The following is an 18,528-nucleotide window of genomic DNA, read 5'->3' on the forward strand; positions in this document are numbered from 1 at the left end:
TTCTATAAATTAGGTAGTAGCTTGCCCATGACACCAACACAGAATGTTCCCGAAGATCGTATTCAGATTGGACAGTTGCGTTCAGCATATGGATTAAATGGGTGGCTCTGGGTCTATTCCAATACAGAACCTATGAGCAACATATTTGACTATCTGCCTTGGTACATTGAGACCAAAGCAGGTTGGCAAATTGTCGATGTAAAACGTTGGAAACCACATGGTAAAGGACTGGTTGTTTCGCTGAAAGGTGTGAGTGATCGCACTGGCGCAGACGAACTGGTTGGCTCCAATGTCTGGATCTCTAAATCGCAACTGCCTCAAGCAGGCGTAGACGAGTACTATTGGTCTGATTTAAAAGGTCTAACTGTGTTAGGTCTGGACGATGAAGAGCAAGAAGTCAATCTCGGTCAAATTTTTGAGCTGTTTGAGACAGGTGCTAACGATGTGATGGTGGTTCGCGCAACTGCCGACAGCATCGATGGCGAAGAGCGAATGATCCCATGGCATAAAGATGTGGTGCAACGCGTTGATCTTGAAGCTGGTCGTATCTACGTCAATTGGGGCGTAGACTACTAAGAATTTTTCGGAAATACGGGAGTCTGCGATGTTTTTTGCAGTCATTACGCTTTTTCCTGAAATGTTTGAAGCGATTACAGCCTATGGGATTAGCGGGCGCGCAGCAAAACGTGAGTTGATGCAAATTCATTACATCAATCCTCGCGATTATGCGACGGGCAACTATAAACGCGTGGATGAACGTCCATTCGGTGGTGGTCCGGGTATGGTGATGATGGCTGAGCCTCTGGCAAAAGCAATCCGGCATGCCAAAGAGCTTGCAACGCAAGCGGGTGCAGTCCAGGTTCCTGTGGTGTATATGTCACCGCAAGGACAGACCTTAAACGAAACTGCGGTACAGGATTTTGTCAAATATGACGGAATCATCGTATTGTGCGGACGTTATGAAGGCGTCGATGAACGTTTGATCCAACAATATGTTGATCAGGAATGGTCAATTGGAGATTACGTGTTGTCGGGTGGTGAACTTCCTGCGATGGTTTTATTGGACAGTATTATCCGGAGACTTCCGGGTGCGATGTCTGATGAGCAATCACACGTGCAAGACTCATTTGTGGATGGTCTTCTAGATTGCCCACAATATACCAAGCCAGATCATTTTGAAGGTTTGGATGTGCCTGAGGTGTTAAAGTCCGGGCATCATGCCAATATTGAAAAATGGCGGTTTTTGCAGCGATATCAGCGTACACTTGAACGCCGCCCAGAATTGGTGGAAAAAGTCGAGCTGACCAAGCAGCAGAAAAAATGGCTAAAAGATTTGTAAGATATTGATGAGTAATCATTTTTATCTTCAAGCAAGTACTTAAAATTATTTAAGTATTCTTTAATAGGCTCTTTATGGTTGAGATGGTCAACTATAAAGGGAAAGATAATCGGGTGTATGCGCTTTAGCCTCTATACCCAGCGATGATCAGACCTCTTCTGACTCGCACATATTGGAGATACCCCATGAGTGGTAAGCATCCTTTAGTTCAAGTAATTGAAAACGCACAATTGAAACAAAATATCCCTGCTTTTGCACCAGGTGATACAGTTATTGTTCAAGTTAAAGTAAAAGAAGGCGACCGTGAGCGTTTACAGGCGTTCGAAGGCGTTGTAATCGCTAAGAAAAACCGTGGTTTGAACTCTGCGTTCACAGTACGTAAAATTTCTAGCGGTGTTGGCGTTGAGCGTGTATTCCAAACTCACTCTCCAATCGTTGCTGGTATCGAAGTGAAACGTCGTGGTGACGTTCGTCGTGCTAAACTTTACTACCTACGTGAATTGTCTGGTAAAGCTGCACGTATTCGTGAAAAATTACCAGCTCGTAAAACTAAAGCTTAATTTTAAGTTTTATACGAGTGAAAAAATGCGCCTTTGGGCGCATTTTTTATGCCTAATTTTTATGTAGATTTATTCGAAATGTTCCTGCAAAGGCAAGATCATAGCATCTAAAATATCCAAGAAAATTTTATGAATAAACATCAGGAATAATACAAAATATCCCCAAGACTGGAATCCTGCATTAAAAAGTTGAATGCAAATAAAACATTGTGTGATAACCAGTAAAATACTGATCCATACATTTGCGATAATATGTCGATGACAAGAGGGGCAATAATAAGGCTCATATTTTTTAAATTGAAAAGGATTAATGACTTTTCGTTTGCAGCAGGGGCAGGTTCTTTTAAATTTGTTTTTGATTTCTATAGAACGTATCTGCATTTATTTTATTTCACACTTATTTTTTTATATTTGATGAATATTTTATATGCAGTTTGATCATGATTAACAAGTAAATTTTAAGAAAAAAATTAGCGAAAAATAAGATAGAAAAGCCTCTGGATGAATAGAGGCTTGGGTGGTTTTATAAACCTTGCAGTTTTAAGCGATTGGCATGTTGACGATAGGCAGCAACCGGATCAGGTGCAAAGGTACCTTTAATGCCAAATAACAAGTTGATTTCATCCAGATGATTCCATGGATAATCATCCCGAATCGTTTTACCAAATTTGGCACTACACACCGACACGATTCCATCATTCGCGCCAGCCTTACTCGCAGAAAGCAGATCCAAGGCTTTCATGGCGGCATCGCTGACATCTAGGGGATTGGTCACGGGTTGATTGCCCGTCATTGAATACAGCGCAATGCCTTGGTCTTTATATTTGCCCTCACCACATAGACTCAGCGAAAGCCCGAGTTTAAAACGCTGGTTAAATTCGACTGTCCCTTCAATCGACGTGCTGTGTCCTGCTGCCAGAGCATTATGTGGGAAAGCTTGACCATCTAAGCCTTGTGCCCACATGATGACGTTACCAAAACTGCTGATCAGGGTATTGAGCAGTTCAGATGTTCTGGTCTGATTGGCAAGTCGCATAACATCAGAAGCGACAATCGTCCCTTGGTTGGCGCCGCCCACAGTCATCACTGAGGCTACATGTTGCGGCATCACCCCGGCTGCATAACGCACGCTATGTGCACCATGACTATGACCAATTAAATTCAGTTTTTTGGCGCCCGTGATTGCCATGACTTCTTTGAGTTGCTCTACATATTGTTCACCTCTGATTTCGCTGGAATTGAAAGGTGAGATGCGGGTGGCAAACGCAGTTGAACCATTACGGGCTAAATCTGGCAAAATTTGATACCAATAATCCATGCCCAAGGCATCGAAACCAATGCGATTAAAGCCGACCATGCCATGTGCAAATACAATCGGGTATTGTGTTTTTGCATAATTGGACACGACAAATCTGGTTTCTGCTTGCTGCACATTGGAAGCCTGCACATATTGGCCCGCAAATAACACGCAGCATAAGGTTATAAAATGCGTTCTAATTTTCATAAAGTTCCATTTTGGCGGTTTAAAAATTAGAAAATCCCTGTGCATTGGGATGACAGGGATGAGATTGAATTACAGGCCTTGCAATTTGAGCCGGTTGGCATGCTGGCGATAAACATCGACTGGGTCTGGAGCAAAGATATTTTTTAATCCGAGGAACTGGTTCACTTCATCCAGATGGTTCCAGTTGTAGTTATCCCGAATGGTTTTACCGAATTTGGCACTACAGCGGGAGACCAGACCATCATTTTCCTTGCCGCCATCAATGAGTAGAGCTGTAACTGTCAAGGCTGAATCAGGATCAAGCGGATTGGTGACTTGACCTATACCGGTAAATGAATAATGACGAATATCACCGTCTTTTTCCTTACCTTCACCGCAGGCGGTGGTTGGCATACCGAGCGGATATTTCTGGTTGAATTGAGCGGATCCTGCTAGGGTCAGACTGCGACCACCAGCCAGAGAATCATGTGGGAAACTGCTCGGATCCAGACCTTGTGCCCAGGTGATGGCCTTAGACACCAGGTTGATACCACCCACTAAAGGCCCTTGTATTGGCGTACCTTCTGCCTGAAGAATCAGGTCTGCAACCGGGGAGCCTTTATGTGGAGCACCGACGGAAGTCAGGGAAGCAACCAGATCAGGTCTCACACCTGCAACATAACGAATGGTCGGGCCGCCATGTGAATGACCAATCAGATTGACTTTGTCTGCACCGGTAATGGCCTGAATTTCTTTGACTTGCTCTAAAAGTTGTTCACCCCGAATTCCTGAGGAGTTAAAAGGTGAGACACGTGTTGCCCAGACATTGCCGCCATTACGCGCCAGATCCGGTAAAATCTGATACCAGTAATCCAGTCCAAACTGGTCGGTACCGACCCGGATAAAGCCTGCCATACCATGTGCGAAGACAATTGGATATTGGGTCTTGGCATATTGTGAACTGGCTTTTGCTGTGACCTGACTGGCTTGGGTGGATGCCTGAGTGCTGAGGCATGTACCCGCCAGCAGCAGGCCGGTGATGAATACTCCGAATTTCATTATATTTTCCTCACTTTTGTTATTTTAACGGGATGATCCTCATCCGGTTGTCTAAAGTCCCCCCTCTGCAGCAGGGACTCAGTTTCCTAAGTTTTTTTAATTAATAGAGATGATCTATTCATAAAAATAAGTGATTTATAAGCCTTGCAGTTTGAGCCGGTTGGCATGTTGGCGATACAGGGCGATCGGATCCTGCGCAAAAGGGCCCAAAATACCGAAAAAATGGTTTACTTCATCAAAATGGTTATGGGCATAGTCCTGACGAATGATTTGGCCATAGCGTCCGCTACACAGCGGTAGAGCACCATCATTGGCTTCTCCTTTCAGGAAACTGCTACCTAACGTCACGACTGTAGATTCAATCGCATCCAGCGGATTGGTCGCCTGCCGGTTGCCCATCCAGGAATAGTGATAAATTCCATTTGGCGTGAGTTTGCTGCCCTTAGACTGACAGTCTTTGGGAATGGCAGAGGAGCCATATTTCACATTGAAGGCCTGAATCGCCTCTGGATTCATGGCTTGCAGTGCCTCGATAATACTGACCGGATACTGGTTAGCTGTAACCAGATTCATGCTATGGCCCAAAATTGTACCAATGGCATGGATAAAGGGTTCAAGCAGTGGCGTCTGGCTGGCATTGACAGAAACCGGGGTGCCTTGCATCGCCCCGGCAATGGCGGTTAAAGAGGCGGCTTTATGCGGTGCAACGCCCTCGATATATTGAATTGTTGGGTCACCTTGGCTATGCCCAATCAGATTGACTTTCTTCTGGCCCGTCAGTGCCAGTATTTCATCAATTTGCATCAAGAGCTGTTCACCGCGCAGTTCATTGGACGCAACAGCAGACAATTCGGCAGAAAACACCCGTGCACCATGCCGGCTCAGGTCTTGGGGAATCTGATACCAATAATCCAAACCGATGCGATCCGTTCCAATCCGGTTAAAACCAAGACCAAAACCATGAACAAAGACCATCGGATATTTTGTCTTGGCATAACTCGAGAGGACAAAATTGCTTTTATATTCCTGTAATGCCGAGGCTTGCACAGGGCCAGTCAAGATGGAAACCAGCAGTAAAAGGTTCAAGTGATAGATTATTTTTTTCATTGCAGCTTCCCGGTCACTGATAGATCAAATGAAAAGAACCAGAAAAAAGCCTATATTTCAGCTGAAATATAGGCACCCTGGCGTTATAAACCTTCTAATTTGAGTCGGTTGGCATGCTGGCGATAGAGGGCGACCGGATCGGGTGCAAACACGCCTTTCAGACCAAACATCATATTGGCCAGGTCAGTATGATTGAGTTTGTACTGGTCATGAATCACCTTGCCCATGAAAGCGCTACAACGTGATACCATGCCATCATTGTCTTTACTGCCATAAGATAAAGGGCCGAGCTGCATCAGGATCGTATCAATATCCAGGGCATTGGTGGCTTGGGCCACACCCGTCCATGAATAATAATGAATACCTTTACTGTCTTTCTGTTTTAAATTTTTATTGCAGTTTTCTGTGGACGCCAACACGCCATCTTTGACTACCTGTTGTGCCACTGTGGCATTAAAAGTATTTGAGCCGGTCTGGGTCAGGGATTTCATGGAAGCATCAAAATCAATTTCCAGTTCAGGCTTAAACTGACCCAGTGCAATCAATGGACCAATAATATAATCACCTAAAATGTTAAAGGCGGTACGCGTCAGGCTATTGTTCTGAATATCATCTGCCACTTTGGAGCCATGGTAGGTTCCTGCAACGCCAGTAATAGAGGCGATATACTGCGGCTGGGTCGCTGCAACATACAGCACTGTTGGTCCGCCATGAGAGTGACCAATCAAATTCAGTTTTTTCTTGCCGGTAATTGCCACAACCTCTTCAACCTGATGAACTAGTTGTTCACCGCGATGCGCCGTTGTATTTGCTGGAGACAATTGTGCCGCAAAGACGGTTGAGCCATTACGTGCCATATCTGGCAGAATCTGATACCAGTAATCCAGCCCGATACTATCGGTGCCAATGCGTGACCAGCCTAGCCAGCCATGCACCATCAAGATCGGATATTTGGTCTTGGCATAGTCAGACCGGCTCTTTTCGATGACTTGTGTTGCACTCGCTGCAGCCTGAGTCTGTGCAGAAAAACTGAATCCCAGAGTAGTCGCTAAAGCCACAGTCAGTAACTGGGCTGTCTTGCTGAAAGTATGCATAGCTGTCCCTTTTTTAATTCTATCTTTATTCAAGCAATCATTGCTTTTTGTAGAGTGTCGCAAGCCACAAATCAGACGATGAAAATACAGTTTCGGCCTTCAGTGGCTAAGCAAATTTTCTTTTAATGAAGCGGTATTTTTTCACTTCAGAGGTCTAAAACCATGTCATTTGGGGACATGCAGGACAGGAGGAATTTACATTGTAAGTATGTGTTTTATTTGCAGATGTATTTAAATAAAAAGTCTTTGAAATAATTGAAATTTGTCTAAGTTATTTTGTGTAAATTCGAAATATTTAGAAACAACTATAAAAGATCATTTTGAGAAAAAATATAAAGTTATCAAAAGGGCATTTATAAAAAAGCCATCAACAGGTGATGGCTTTTAGGCTTAGTCAGCAAAGGGCAGCTTGGCTCCCTGATCATGAACCTGTTCAAAGGTTTCTACCCGCAGCTGTTCTTGCGGTGTATTAAAATGTTTGCTGCGAAGCTGGGCAATCGCTTGCTGCTTTGCAGTATCGGACATGCCGGACTGGGTAATCTGATCCCGTTCATCTAAATAGCCAGTCACCCGGTTTTTCCAGTCGCTGCGTTGCACATCCAGTTGTTCCAGACGCTGTGTCGCTTCAGCACCGACCAGATTAATCCGCATTTGCCGGATTTCATCGCTGGAACCGCCACGGGCTTTAATATCAGCGGTGAGTTTGCGCAGGTCTTCCAGTTTATTCAGTTGTTCCAGATTTTCCTGCCAGTCCTGCGGGAGTTGCTGAAACAGTGCTTTGAGCTTTTGGGCTTTTTCAGTTTCCGTTAAGCTTTTGTCTGCCAGTATGCTCATCCGGTCCAGGGTATATTCATGATAGGCATCTTCTGTGCCGAACAAGCCTTCAATCTCATACTTGGAAAAGTACTGCTGGCGCAAATTCTGGGTACTGTTATAGATACTGCGATAATAGGCAGGATCTTCCTGATTCAGCCCTGCCGGTACAGTGAGCTGGCCCAAACCCTGACGGTACTGGATATAACGATCCCATAAATCCAGAATTTGCGAAAGTACCGGTTCTTTATGATTCTGGCGAATATAGGCTTTAAAATCCTGCTGGATCTGCTGCAGATTTTTTTCACCAAACTGGGTAATAAAATATTCAAAACAGTTGCGGGTCTGTTCATTCACAATCAGACGATTGCTGGCATCTAACTGCATCTGACAATTAATTTCGGTATCTTGCTGACTGGCACTGGGGAAAGCTGCATTGGCAGGGCCATTGACCAAGAATGCGGTTTGCTCTGCCTGAGTTTCAGTTATAGGCGTTTTTGTTCCGGTATCCGCCTGGGTATTTTCTTTTGGAGACAGCCATAAGATCAGTGTGAGTATGCACAGCACCAGCAACGCCAGAATGATCCATATTTTATATTTCTGCATATCCTATGCACCTATTTTCTCGTTATTTCATTATTTTTAGAGGTTTAAGCTTTTTAAAAGCGTTGAGTTGTTCAAACCGGCTCAATATGCCATAAAAATCATTAGAGACTATAGAAAAGTTGTAAATCCTCTCGCAGGGTTTTACCATGGCGCCAATTTATAAAATGTCTGATTTTTTGCCATGAAAGCATCATCTCCTAAAATTCAGCGTCGTCATCTTAGTGGTGTCTTCCTGCTCAATAAGCCTTTGGGTATCAGTTCTAATGCCGCATTGCAAAGAGTCCGCTGGTTGTACCGTGCACAAAAAGCCGGCCATACCGGCGCGCTGGATCCGCTGGCATCCGGTTTATTGCCCGTATGTTTGGGGGAGGCCACCAAGTTTTCGCATTATTTATTAGATTCGGTCAAGCGTTATCAGACGACCGTGTTTTTGGGACATAGCACCACCACGGGTGATGTGGAAGGCGAGGTACTTCTGGAAAAAGTGGTTCCTGAACTCTCGGAAGCCTTGATTCAGGACACATTGGCACAGTTTATCGGGGATATCCAGCAAGTGCCGCCGATGTATTCTGCCTTGAAAAAAGAAGGCCGTCCTTTATACGAACTGGCGCGCAAAGGTATCGAGATTGAACGTGAAGCACGTCCGATTATCATTTTAGCGATTGAGCTTTTATCCTTTACGGAGAACAGTATCACGCTGGATATTACCTGTTCTAAAGGCACTTATATCCGGGTATTGGGTGAAGATATTGCCAAAGTGCTGGGAACTTATGGCCATCTGACTTATCTGCACCGCATCAAAACCGGCCATTTTGATTTGATTCCAAGTTATACCATTGAATATCTGGAGAGCCTGAGCGAAGCAGAGCGTGATGCACTGTTGTTGCCAGCCTATGCACCGGTTGATCATTTTCCAAAAGTGCAGATACCCGAAGGTCGTGCAGAATATTTTAGCCGCGGCATGGAAAGCAATATCGAACATGAAGCAGCTGAACAGGTGCTGGTTTTTGATGGAGATAAATGTCTGGGGCTGGCAGAAATTACTGATAAAAAACGTCTGGTACCCAAACGCGTCCTGAACCTCTAGTCGAGTCAATATATGGAAATTGAGATCATCATCAGTCTGGTTGTCTTTGCATTTTTTGCAGGGGCGATTGATGCTGCCGTGGGCGGTGGTGGTCTGATCCAGATCCCAGCAATTATGGGGAGTTTACCGCATTTACAGCCTGCTACGGTCTTTGGCACCAATAAACTCGCGTCCATTTGTGGCACCGCTTCTGCGGCATTTTCCTACCTGCGACAGGTAAAACTGCCCTGGTTGCTCTTGGGCGTGATTGCACTGTGCAGTTTTGTCAGTTCTTTTATTGGTGCAGCCAGCGTTACGCTAATTCCAGTCGAGATCCTTAAGCCTTTTGTGCTGGTCATGTTGATCGTGATCGCAATCTATACCTTAATGAAAAAACAGTTTGGCCAAGTGCATACCGAACAAAAACTGAATCGGAAAATGCTGATTCTGGCCGCTTTGGGCAGTCTGGCGATAGGCTTTTATGATGGTATCTTTGGTCCGGGCACCGGTAGTTTCTTTATTTTCTTTTTTATTCGCTATTTAAGCGTCGACTTCCTGCATGCATCGGCCTTATCGAAAATTGCCAATTTCACCACCAACCTGGCCGCATTAAGCTTTTTTATTCCCAGTGGCAATGTGCTGTTTATGGTCGGGACAATGATGGCGGTAGCCAATATTTGTGGTTCCTTGGTCGGGGTGCGTTTGGCATTTAAATATGGCAGTGGCTTTATCCGGATTTTATTCCTGATTCTGGTCAGTCTGCTAATTTGCCGGATGGCATACCAGATGTTTTTTTGATCTAAACCCGATGTAAATCATTCTCGATATTAAAATTTCTTAACAAATCACTGTATAAACTGCGTCTGAACCTGTTCTGAAAATCTTCTAGAATCAATGATATGAAAAATAAAACAATCGGAGAAATATCGGAATGACGACTATTTTTGAAGCATTAAGAGAGAGTCATGAGATTCAGCGTGATCTTGCAGAAAAACTATTACAGACTTCCGGGGATACACCAGAACGCCGCGAGCTGTTCAAGCAACTGAAAAATGAATTGTTTGCCCATGAAGCTGCGGAAGACCGTTATTTTTATATTCCCTTGATGATGACCGATTCGGGCCTGAATATTACCCGCCATGCCTTGGCCGAACATCATGAAATGGACGAAATGATCGAGGAATTAACTGCAACTGAATTGAGTAATCCGGGCTGGATTGCCATGGCCAAAAAACTTTCCGAAAAGGTGCATCATCACTTAAAAGAAGAGGAACATGGTTTCTTCCAGCAGGCCGGTAAAATTCTGGGTGAAGAGCAGAAGACCGCTTTAGCAGTGCAGTACAAGAATGAATACCAGCGTTATAAAGACATGAAAAAAGATATGCTGGTACAAAACTAAACATCGAAAAGATGACATTTGATTAGCTACTTTTCCATAACTTATAACTCAAATTAGATGTTTGAGTTAATCGTTATGCATGTTTATCTTAAGAAGATGATTGTACAGCCTCATTTCTTAAAAATTTAAATGCTTTTGTGTAGGCAATCTCCCTACTTTGGAAAGACCCAAAGTAGGCAAAAGTCTTTTGTTACCCATACACGACGTCCTGTCGTGATGGGTAACATGTGGCATCCTTGCCACACTCGCGTATCAAAAATCTCTTTATTGCAACTAGGGCATCTGATCATCTTTTTATCTGGAGATATGGGATTTTTATCCATTCATCTATTTTTTTTAGTTATATCAAATGGATAAAGTGAAGAGATTAATGATGAGATATATTTAGTTATTCAAATTCCAATAAGCCTTTTAGGCATTCTTTTCTGCCGATCCTTGACGGGCGGCACGTACGGTCACACCGACAGAGGCCAGCATGATACAGACTAATGCTACCGTCTGAAGATACGTAATTTTCTCCCCCAATAGCATAAAACCGGTCAGTGCTGCCAAAGCTGGTGACAGGCTGGAGAGGGTGCCATAGCTGGTCTTGTTTAAATGCTGCAAAGCTTTTAAGTCCAGCGCATAGGGAATCGCTGTGGCCAGAACCGCAATGACAACGGCTTTACCCCAATGTTGCATATCAATCAATGCGGGCGCATTATTATAGAGCCCAATCGGAAGCAGACACAGGGCTGAAATGCTAATCGCAATAGTCAGTGCATGCATACCGATATTTTGCTGAACCACACGTTGCCCAAAGAAAATATACAGTGCCCAGCATAAACCCGCACCTAAAGCACAGGCGGCGCCGAGCAGGTCGAAATTACTGCTATTGGCCTGTCCCCATGGCACCATCAGTGCGATGCCTAAAATGGCCATTAATACCCAAATATAGTCACTACGATGTTTAATCGAAATGAGGGCTAGGCCGAGCGGACCAATAAATTCTAGTCCTACCGCAATTCCCTGCGGTAATCTTCCGAGGGACAGGTAGAATAAAATATTCATGACCCCTAAAGCGGCGCTATAGCAGAGTAAATCCCGCCATTTCAAAAAAGGCAAACGGGAAATAATTTTCCAGGAACGGAACATTACCCCAACAATAATTGCTGCAAAGCACAGCCTTAAAATGGTCACAGTGACCGGATCCAGCACACTAAACAGCTGTTTGGCAAAAGATGCACTGATCTGGTAGGAGGTCATGGATAAGACCATGAACAATACGGCAAGGAGTTGGGCGTTTGGCATGGAAGCAGCTTCTACCCAGAGCGGGTGAAAATGAGAAATAGGGGGAAATGAAATTATAGCAAACTGGTTAATTTTTAATGAGTAGGGCAAGGAAATATTTTCCCGAGGTGAACTTAAATTTTGATTCAATCAAGTTAAGTTTTGGCCCGATCAAATATCTAAAGATTTTAAATTTAAAGTTAATCTTCTATGTAATTGCGGTTACAAATTAATCAATTTTTAAATTGATCTTGTTTTTATATTTATTAAAATATCTTAGACCTCGTGATTCGGGTTAGTTTTAAAATAACAATGAAAACATCTTAGATCCCGTGTTTCGGGACAGAATTAAAATAACAATATCAAATAATTAAGGTAGATAATAATGAAATTAAGAGTACTCTCTTGCGCCATTTTTAGCTGCATGCTGGCAGCATGTGGTAGTGGTTCCGACAGTTCTGATAATAATGAACCAGTCACTAGTCAACCTGCACCGACCAATCCTGGAACCCCGGGTGATGGAGCATCAGATACCATTTCTGAATTCTATAACTATCAATTCAACTTACCGAATATTGATGGATCAGAGATGGAATCGCAAAAACTTCTGTTAGCCAGTCATAAAAATAAAATTACTGACGGCATATTATATGCGGATGATAACAGCGCTGTTGATACTGAATATGCGATTGAAGAGGATATGGTTTTTCCAATTTATGTCACAGAGCAAGGCGTGTTCCCTACAGATCGTACACTTACGACATTAGGTTATAAGCTGGAAAAAGTATTGGAAAATACACCGGACAGATTTACGAGCCGCCCTGTAACGATACCGGAAAACAACATCAGTAATCATCGGCATATAGAGTGGTATGACCTGTCTGGTAAGGCATTAACTGAACGCACTAATATTGCTGTGGTGAAGATGTATGATGATACTGAGACCCGGGTATTCTTTAATATTGATAATACGACAGCCGCTGACCGTAAATATTATAATGAGTTTGCAAGCAACTTTGTTGGTTTACAAAAAGCCCGTACCTTCCCGAATGGATCTCAATGTTTCCGTATTCTGGCGGAACACCCTGAGAAAGAATATATTGAATTTGATCCGGATATAAAGGCCGGTTATCGCACACTTGATGAATGGCAGGCTGGCGAAAGAATTGGAGATCTGGCAAAAGATATTCTGGATGAATCGATGTCTAACTTGAAATATAAAAAGGCAGAATATAAAGACGAAGCTATGCAATATTATAAATATTTTGGTGCGATCGAATATCAAGGTGAAATTTATCCAAGTGCTTTCTCTGAACATGGGGAACATATTGATCACGCTGACTATATTGCGCAATCCAAAAGGGTTGCGGTGGACAGCTTAAAGGAAGAGGGTGCAAGTCCTTTAATGATCAAATGGACAGAATACAATTATGACCATCTTGCTTCCGCATGTGATGGCTATAATGTGACAGCAGCAAATGCATTAAATACTGCAATTAAAGACGCAACACCACGTTAAAATTTGAAAATAAGTAATCTTAAATAAAGGCGCTCTAGCGCCTTTATTTTTATTCAATGCTTCCTTTTTTGTGCTGTCACTGTACAGCCTACCGAAGCACTGATAATCGTGGCCAATGCCAGCCACTGTGTCCACAACAAGGTTTCACCCAGAAACAATAGGCCTGAGAGTGCGGCAATAACGGGTTCCAAACTCATCAAGGTGCCGAAACTCAGTGCGCTTAAATTACGCAGGGCAATCATTTCCAGTGTGAAAGGCAGGGCACTGGCCAGTACTGCCAAAGCCACAAAATACAGCAAACTCATCGGTTCAAAAGTATGTGCCGGCATGCCTGCAAAGAGCGAAATTGGCATCAAAACCAGCATACCGACAAACATGCCCAAGCATACAGTATGATTGCCAGAAATGCCTGAAGGTCTTTGGCCGGCAACGATATATAAGGCCCAGCAGGCACCGGCACCCAAGGCAAATGCAATCCCGATCGGGTCAAGTGGCTGGGCAGCCTGATCAAAAGGAAATAGCAGAACCAGGCCCAGAATCGCCAGTCCGACCCAGACAAAGTCGAATTTTTGCCGTGCATAAAACAGGGCAACACTTAAGGGGCCAATGAATTCAAAAGAGACGGCAATTCCCAGCGGTAGGCGATCAATCGATAGGTAAAACAAGAGGTTCATGCCGGCCAGAGCAAGGCCATAACTGATAATGGCCGGCCATTTGATCTGTCTGAAATGGATTTGCCAAATTTTAAAAATCAGTGCCAAAATCACAGCGCCCAAAAGCAGACGCATTGCGGAAACAGTCAGGATCGGAAACTGACCGAACAGATATTTGGCAAAGGAACCACTGCTTTGCATACTGATCATGGCGATCAGCAAAATCAGCGGCGCTTGCACGATGGGTGCAATTTTAAAATTCAGCATGACTAAATAGGTTTCGATTGCTCGAATAACGGAAGAGCAGCATAAGCTGAAAAAGTTTTAAAATAAAAACCTTAAAAAACAAAAAACCACAGCCCGAGAGCTGTGGTTTTTTTGAAATCTTGAATTAGAACAATACGCGTGCGCGGATTGTACCTTCAACATTAGAAAGCATATCAAGTGCTTCATGAGATGCAGCAGCATCTACATCCATCACTAGGTAACCGACATCACCTTTAGTCATCAGTGACTGACCAGAGATGTTGATGCCTTGTTCAGCAAACAGGTTGTTGATTTTAGACAACACGCCCGGAATATTTTGGTGGATGTGCAGTAAACGGTGTTTGCCTTCAGTCAACGGCAATGCGATTTCTGGGAAGTTCACCGCAGAAAGCGTCATACCCTTGTCAGAATAAGCCACGAATTTCTCAGCTACTTCCAGACCGATGTTCGCTTGCGCTTCCATCGTAGAACCGCCTACGTGTGGAGTCAGAATTACGTTTGGCAGGTTACGCAGTGGAGAAACAAATTCTTCACCGTTTGCTTTAGGCTCTTTCGGGAATACATCTACCGCAGCACCAGCAATGTGACCAGATTTGATCGCATCTGCCAGGTCTTCGATCACGACACAGGTACCACGTGCCGCGTTGATGAAGATTGAACCTTCTTTCATTTGCGCGAACTGATCTTTGGTCATGAAGTTACGTGTAGACGGAACATCAGGAACGTGTAGAGAAACCACATCGGCATTTGCCAAAAGTTCGCCCAAGCTACCGACTTGACGTGCATTACCTAAAGGCAATTTAGTCACTGTATCGAAATAGATCACTTTCATACCCATGCTTTCAGCAAGTACAGAAAGTTGTGAACCAATTGAACCGTAACCTACGATACCTAAAGTTTTACCACGTGTTTCGAACGAACCAACTGCAGATTTGTTCCAGCCGCCTGTGTGTGTATCTGCTGATTTTTCAGGTACACGGCGAAGGAGAAGAATTGCTTCAGCAAGTACAAGTTCAGCGACTGAACGCGTATTTGAGTAAGGTGCGTTAAAGACTGGAATACCGCGACGCATTGCAGCGTCCAGGTTCACCTGGTTGGTACCAATACAGAAACAACCGACAGCAATCAGTTTGTTCGCAGCTTCAAAGACTTCTTCAGTCAATTGAGTACGGGAACGAATACCGATGAAGTGAGCATCTTTAATCGCTTCTTTCAACGCTTCACCCTCAAGCGCAGTCTTACGATAATCGATGTTGGTATATCCAGCAGCATTTAGAGTGTCGATTGCATTCTGGTGAACGCCTTCTAACAACAAGAAACGGATTTTATCTTTAGGTAGAGATAGATGTTGGCTCATTACGGCTCCGCTACAAAGGCCAAATTTAGTCGCGGTATAATAGCACAGGAAAAGCGCACTTATACATTTCCTTAATGACGCTCACATCAGCTATTCTGGCAAGATATATTGATAATAATGATCATGATGTTTGATTTAAATCTGCATTTTCAAAGGTATATTATCAAAATTGTCATTTTTCGCGGGAAACACCAAAAAATAGCTTATAATATTGCGCCATGCTTTTAAAGCAGCGTGATCCGGTGCTTTAATAATCATGTTTCGCCTGATTTGTATCCATGTTTTTATGCGTAAAAAATGTGCAAATGAACCAGCGAAGTCTCTCTTGTTTAAATCATGCTAGGTCTGTAAACGATGAATGCTCCAGTCGCTTTAACCCCTGAGTTATTGACCCAATTGACTGCAATTGTGGGTGAAAACCGTATTAAAACCGATACGGACAGCCTCCAGAATTGGGGTCGCGATCATACGAAGCACTTTGATCCAAACCCGTCAGTCGTCGTTTTTCCATCGTCCACTGAGCAAGTTCAAGACATCGTTAAATTGGCGAACCAATTTAACGTTGCAGTGACTCCATCGGGTGGTCGTACCGGTCTTTCTGCAGGTGCAGTCGCAGCCAATGGCGAGATCGTGGTCAGCATGGATAAGATGAACCAGATTCTGGAATTCTTCCCGGCAGATCGCATGGTGCGTGTACAGGCAGGTGTAGTGACTGAACAGTTACAAAACTATGCTGAAGAGCAGGGCATGTATTATCCGGTTGACTTTGCGTCTGCAGGTTCATCGCAAATTGGCGGTAACATCGGGACCAATGCTGGCGGCATTAAAGTCATCAAATACGGCATGACCCGTAACTGGGTGCTTGGCCTGACGGTTGTGACAGGTAAGGGCGATGTATTGCGCCTGAACAAAGGCATGATCAAGAATGCAACCGGTTATGCGCTTCAGCATTTATTTATCGGTGGTGAAGGCACGCTGGGTCTGGTGACGGAAGCAGAAATCAAGCTTGAACGTCAACCACAAGACCTGCAAGTGATGGTACTGGGTGTACCTGACTTTGATGCGATCATGCCGTTATTGCATGCCTTCCAGGCGAAAATTGACCTGACTGCATTTGAGTTCTTTGGTGAACTGGCGATGCAGAAAGTCTTGGCCCATGGTCACGTGCAACGTCCATTTGAAACTGAATGCCCATTCTATGTATTGCTTGAGTTTGAAGCGCCGTTTGAGCCGATTATGGACAAGGCGATGGAAATCTTCGAGCATTGCATGGAACAAGGTTGGGTACTGGACGGCGTAATGAGCCAAAGCCTGGATCAGGTAGAAAGTTTATGGCGTTTACGTGAAGATATTTCTGAATCTATCGCGCCATTTATTCCATACAAAAATGACATTTCCGTTCTGATCACGCACGTTCCTGCATTCATTAAAGAAATTGATGCGATTGTATCGACGAATTACCCAGACTTTGAAATCTGCTGGTTCGGTCATATCGGTGACGGTAACTTGCACTTAAATATCTTAAAACCTGCTGATTTGTCTAAAGATGAATTCTTTGCCAAATGTCAGGTGGTGAACAAGTATGTCTTTGATACCGTGAAAAAATATGACGGTTCAATTTCTGCGGAACATGGTGTGGGCATGACCAAGAAGCCATATCTTGAATATTCGCGTTCGGCGGAAGAAATTGAATATATGAAAGCCCTGAAAAAAGTGTTCGATCCAAATGGCATCATGAACCCGGGTAAACTTTTCGATCTTTAATCGGTCGGAATTGAAAAAAGCGCATCGAAAGGTGCGCTTTTTTATTGCTGTGTAAATACAGTTACAGAGTCTAAATGGTTTTGTAGTAAGAAGCTCGGCATGATGGGTTGGAATAAGAATGACGATAAAGGGTTAAATAATATGTTCCGGATATTGGCAGTCGCAACTCTCGCTTTTGGTATATTGGGTTCAGGCTGTGCAACTGCTCAACAGGTCATTGCAAAGGTACAGTCGTCTTCGGATACGCCTTTGGAACAGGTTTTACAATTAAGACCGGATTTACGCAAGGAACTGGCAACGGTTGAATTACGGCAGTTCTTTGACAAGGTAGAGTCGCCCACGATTGGACAGGTCAAAGTCACTGAAACCGGTTTAATGGATGATTCGGTACGTTCGGTACAGACCATTTATTATTTTAAACGGGAAGATAACAGCTGGATGCTGGAAAACACCGAGAAGTTGTATCGTTGTGCAAGAGGTTCAAATACCAAGACTTTCCAGAAAGCGGTCTGTCCATAATAGTGTTTGATCTTTAGGCAGTTTTTGGTTAAAAGCGTATCTAAGGATGTGCTTTTTTGTTTTGGGAAGGGGGAGTTAATGGACTCAAATATATTAGCCGCTACAATTGGCGTAATTGGAGGATTTTTAGCTTCACTCTTATTATTCTATCTAAATAGGTTTTATACCAACTAGGATAAAAGAAAATCAGAAAAAATCCTACGAGAAAAATTATTGTATCGTGAGAAAGATAGTGAACTAGAGGCAGATCAAAATTTTATTTTTTCTTTACCTAATTTGAAAAGAGAAGTGTATTTAAACTGTCATATCAATTGGGATAGCGGAATCACTCTTAATATGATGAAAGGTAATGAAGACTTAATCTGGTTTTTAAGATTCTGTTGGCTAAGCTTAGTAAGATTTTTTCCTCAAGATCATTTTTCAACAGAAGGACATGTTAATTATATTGATCAATTTATCATGGATAGGGCTAACTATCATTCCTCTAGATTAGACTGTAGTGACCAATTAAAAAGTGGGAGTATTTCAAAAATAACGCTAGGATATTCAATAGCAAAAGATATTAGATCTCTTGCGAAAGTAAAAAATTGTTTATACTAGCCCCATGAAATATGAAAATTTAACTAGATTTAATGATGGGGAATTTAAACGACT

18 protein-coding genes are annotated in these 18,528 nt (G+C 43.4%); 10 read left to right on the forward strand and 8 right to left on the reverse strand.

Annotated features, from left to right (window positions below; genetic code table 11):
- The first annotated feature begins 27 nt into the window (after nt 1-27).
- The 3 genes from rimM (at nt 28) to rplS (ending at nt 1,899) form a co-directional block, all read left to right on the forward strand.
- On the forward strand, nt 28-576 hold the full coding sequence (rimM, locus tag NI462_RS06215; protein ID WP_004281200.1) for a ribosome maturation factor RimM: 549 nt from the start codon (nt 28-30) through the stop codon (nt 574-576).
- Nucleotides 577-604: 28 nt separating this feature from the next.
- Complete coding sequence (trmD, locus tag NI462_RS06220) at nt 605-1,339, forward strand: tRNA (guanosine(37)-N1)-methyltransferase TrmD (protein ID WP_253159602.1); 735 nt, start codon at nt 605-607, stop codon at nt 1,337-1,339.
- 185 nt (nt 1,340-1,524) lie between these two features.
- On the forward strand, nt 1,525-1,899 hold the full coding sequence (gene rplS / locus NI462_RS06225; protein WP_004281205.1) for a 50S ribosomal protein L19: 375 nt from the start codon (nt 1,525-1,527) through the stop codon (nt 1,897-1,899).
- A gap of 523 nt (nt 1,900-2,422) precedes the next feature.
- Here the strand turns inward: rplS and NI462_RS06230 are convergent.
- From NI462_RS06230 to NI462_RS06250, 5 genes are all read right to left on the reverse strand, one after another.
- Nucleotides 2,423-3,403, reverse strand: coding sequence for an esterase/lipase family protein (locus NI462_RS06230; RefSeq protein WP_224216232.1), 981 nt, complete (start codon nt 3,401-3,403; stop codon nt 2,423-2,425).
- 69 nt (nt 3,404-3,472) lie between these two features.
- Entirely contained in the window at nt 3,473-4,441 is a 969-nt protein-coding gene (locus NI462_RS06235; RefSeq protein ID WP_253159604.1) for an esterase/lipase family protein, read from the reverse strand.
- A 135-nt stretch (nt 4,442-4,576) separates the two neighbouring features.
- Complete coding sequence (locus NI462_RS06240) at nt 4,577-5,548, reverse strand: esterase/lipase family protein (protein ID WP_253159606.1); 972 nt, start codon at nt 5,546-5,548, stop codon at nt 4,577-4,579.
- An 83-nt stretch (nt 5,549-5,631) separates the two neighbouring features.
- Nucleotides 5,632-6,642, reverse strand: coding sequence for an esterase/lipase family protein (locus tag NI462_RS06245; RefSeq protein ID WP_195725525.1), 1,011 nt, complete (start codon nt 6,640-6,642; stop codon nt 5,632-5,634).
- 390 nt (nt 6,643-7,032) lie between these two features.
- Nucleotides 7,033-8,061: a lipase secretion chaperone gene (locus tag NI462_RS06250; protein ID WP_005248302.1), complete on the reverse strand. Its 1,029-nt coding sequence runs from the start codon at nt 8,059-8,061 to the stop codon at nt 7,033-7,035.
- Nucleotides 8,062-8,242: 181 nt separating this feature from the next.
- Between NI462_RS06250 and truB the strand changes: the two genes are divergently transcribed.
- From truB to NI462_RS06265, 3 genes are all read left to right on the forward strand, one after another.
- Nucleotides 8,243-9,148 (forward strand): tRNA pseudouridine(55) synthase TruB, encoded by a 906-nt coding sequence (gene truB / locus NI462_RS06255; protein WP_253159608.1) that lies wholly within the window; start codon nt 8,243-8,245, stop codon nt 9,146-9,148.
- A 12-nt stretch (nt 9,149-9,160) separates the two neighbouring features.
- Nucleotides 9,161-9,925, forward strand: coding sequence for a sulfite exporter TauE/SafE family protein (locus NI462_RS06260; RefSeq protein ID WP_005248297.1), 765 nt, complete (start codon nt 9,161-9,163; stop codon nt 9,923-9,925).
- A 133-nt stretch (nt 9,926-10,058) separates the two neighbouring features.
- Entirely contained in the window at nt 10,059-10,526 is a 468-nt protein-coding gene (locus NI462_RS06265; protein WP_253146358.1) for a hemerythrin domain-containing protein, read from the forward strand.
- Between the two features lie 411 nt (nt 10,527-10,937).
- Here the strand turns inward: NI462_RS06265 and NI462_RS06270 are convergent, their stop codons facing one another.
- Nucleotides 10,938-11,816, reverse strand: coding sequence for an EamA family transporter (locus tag NI462_RS06270; protein WP_253159610.1), 879 nt, complete (start codon nt 11,814-11,816; stop codon nt 10,938-10,940).
- A gap of 364 nt (nt 11,817-12,180) precedes the next feature.
- Between NI462_RS06270 and NI462_RS06275 the strand changes: the two genes are divergently transcribed.
- Nucleotides 12,181-13,314: a hypothetical protein gene (locus tag NI462_RS06275; protein ID WP_253159612.1), complete on the forward strand. Its 1,134-nt coding sequence runs from the start codon at nt 12,181-12,183 to the stop codon at nt 13,312-13,314.
- Nucleotides 13,315-13,367: 53 nt separating this feature from the next.
- On the opposite strand, the gene NI462_RS06280 is transcribed toward NI462_RS06275, so the two are convergent.
- Nucleotides 13,368-14,234 (reverse strand): EamA family transporter, encoded by an 867-nt coding sequence (locus NI462_RS06280; RefSeq protein WP_219307435.1) that lies wholly within the window; start codon nt 14,232-14,234, stop codon nt 13,368-13,370.
- Nucleotides 14,235-14,358: 124 nt separating this feature from the next.
- The gene (serA, locus tag NI462_RS06285) at nt 14,359-15,591 is read right to left on the reverse strand and encodes a phosphoglycerate dehydrogenase (RefSeq protein WP_005108551.1); all 1,233 of its coding nucleotides are present in this window, start codon (nt 15,589-15,591) and stop codon (nt 14,359-14,361) included.
- A gap of 354 nt (nt 15,592-15,945) precedes the next feature.
- Here serA and NI462_RS06290 point away from each other — a divergent pair, with 354 nt between their 5' ends.
- From NI462_RS06290 to NI462_RS06300, 3 genes are all read left to right on the forward strand, one after another.
- A complete protein-coding gene (locus NI462_RS06290; RefSeq protein WP_004644999.1) occupies nt 15,946-17,355 on the forward strand; it encodes an FAD-binding oxidoreductase in 1,410 nt (469 codons plus the stop codon).
- A gap of 141 nt (nt 17,356-17,496) precedes the next feature.
- Nucleotides 17,497-17,874, forward strand: coding sequence for a hypothetical protein (locus tag NI462_RS06295; protein ID WP_004281576.1), 378 nt, complete (start codon nt 17,497-17,499; stop codon nt 17,872-17,874).
- Between the two features lie 213 nt (nt 17,875-18,087).
- Nucleotides 18,088-18,474: a hypothetical protein gene (locus tag NI462_RS06300; protein WP_253159614.1), complete on the forward strand. Its 387-nt coding sequence runs from the start codon at nt 18,088-18,090 to the stop codon at nt 18,472-18,474.
- Nucleotides 18,475-18,528 lie beyond the last annotated feature (54 nt).

The sequence above is a fragment of the Acinetobacter lwoffii genome (assembly GCF_024129715.1).
Taxonomy (GTDB): domain Bacteria; phylum Pseudomonadota; class Gammaproteobacteria; order Pseudomonadales; family Moraxellaceae; genus Acinetobacter; species Acinetobacter lwoffii_U.

Coding starts and splice junctions, on each gene's coding strand:
- NI462_RS06245 (WP_195725525.1), bottom strand. CDS start 6,642: ATGCATACTTTCAGCAAGACAGCCCAGTTACTGACTGTGGCTTTAGCG.
- NI462_RS06270 (WP_253159610.1), bottom strand. CDS start 11,816: ATGCCAAACGCCCAACTCCTTGCCGTATTGTTCATGGTCTTATCCATG.
- trmD (WP_253159602.1), top strand. CDS start 605: ATGTTTTTTGCAGTCATTACGCTTTTTCCTGAAATGTTTGAAGCGATT.
- NI462_RS06280 (WP_219307435.1), bottom strand. CDS start 14,234: ATGCTGAATTTTAAAATTGCACCCATCGTGCAAGCGCCGCTGATTTTG.
- NI462_RS06240 (WP_253159606.1), bottom strand. CDS start 5,548: ATGAAAAAAATAATCTATCACTTGAACCTTTTACTGCTGGTTTCCATC.
- NI462_RS06230 (WP_224216232.1), bottom strand. CDS start 3,403: ATGAAAATTAGAACGCATTTTATAACCTTATGCTGCGTGTTATTTGCG.
- NI462_RS06265 (WP_253146358.1), top strand. CDS start 10,059: ATGACGACTATTTTTGAAGCATTAAGAGAGAGTCATGAGATTCAGCGT.
- NI462_RS06290 (WP_004644999.1), top strand. CDS start 15,946: ATGAATGCTCCAGTCGCTTTAACCCCTGAGTTATTGACCCAATTGACT.
- rimM (WP_004281200.1), top strand. CDS start 28: ATGACACCAACACAGAATGTTCCCGAAGATCGTATTCAGATTGGACAG.
- serA (WP_005108551.1), bottom strand. CDS start 15,591: ATGAGCCAACATCTATCTCTACCTAAAGATAAAATCCGTTTCTTGTTG.
- NI462_RS06235 (WP_253159604.1), bottom strand. CDS start 4,441: ATGAAATTCGGAGTATTCATCACCGGCCTGCTGCTGGCGGGTACATGC.
- NI462_RS06295 (WP_004281576.1), top strand. CDS start 17,497: ATGTTCCGGATATTGGCAGTCGCAACTCTCGCTTTTGGTATATTGGGT.
- NI462_RS06260 (WP_005248297.1), top strand. CDS start 9,161: ATGGAAATTGAGATCATCATCAGTCTGGTTGTCTTTGCATTTTTTGCA.
- truB (WP_253159608.1), top strand. CDS start 8,243: ATGAAAGCATCATCTCCTAAAATTCAGCGTCGTCATCTTAGTGGTGTC.
- rplS (WP_004281205.1), top strand. CDS start 1,525: ATGAGTGGTAAGCATCCTTTAGTTCAAGTAATTGAAAACGCACAATTG.
- NI462_RS06275 (WP_253159612.1), top strand. CDS start 12,181: ATGAAATTAAGAGTACTCTCTTGCGCCATTTTTAGCTGCATGCTGGCA.
- NI462_RS06250 (WP_005248302.1), bottom strand. CDS start 8,061: ATGCAGAAATATAAAATATGGATCATTCTGGCGTTGCTGGTGCTGTGC.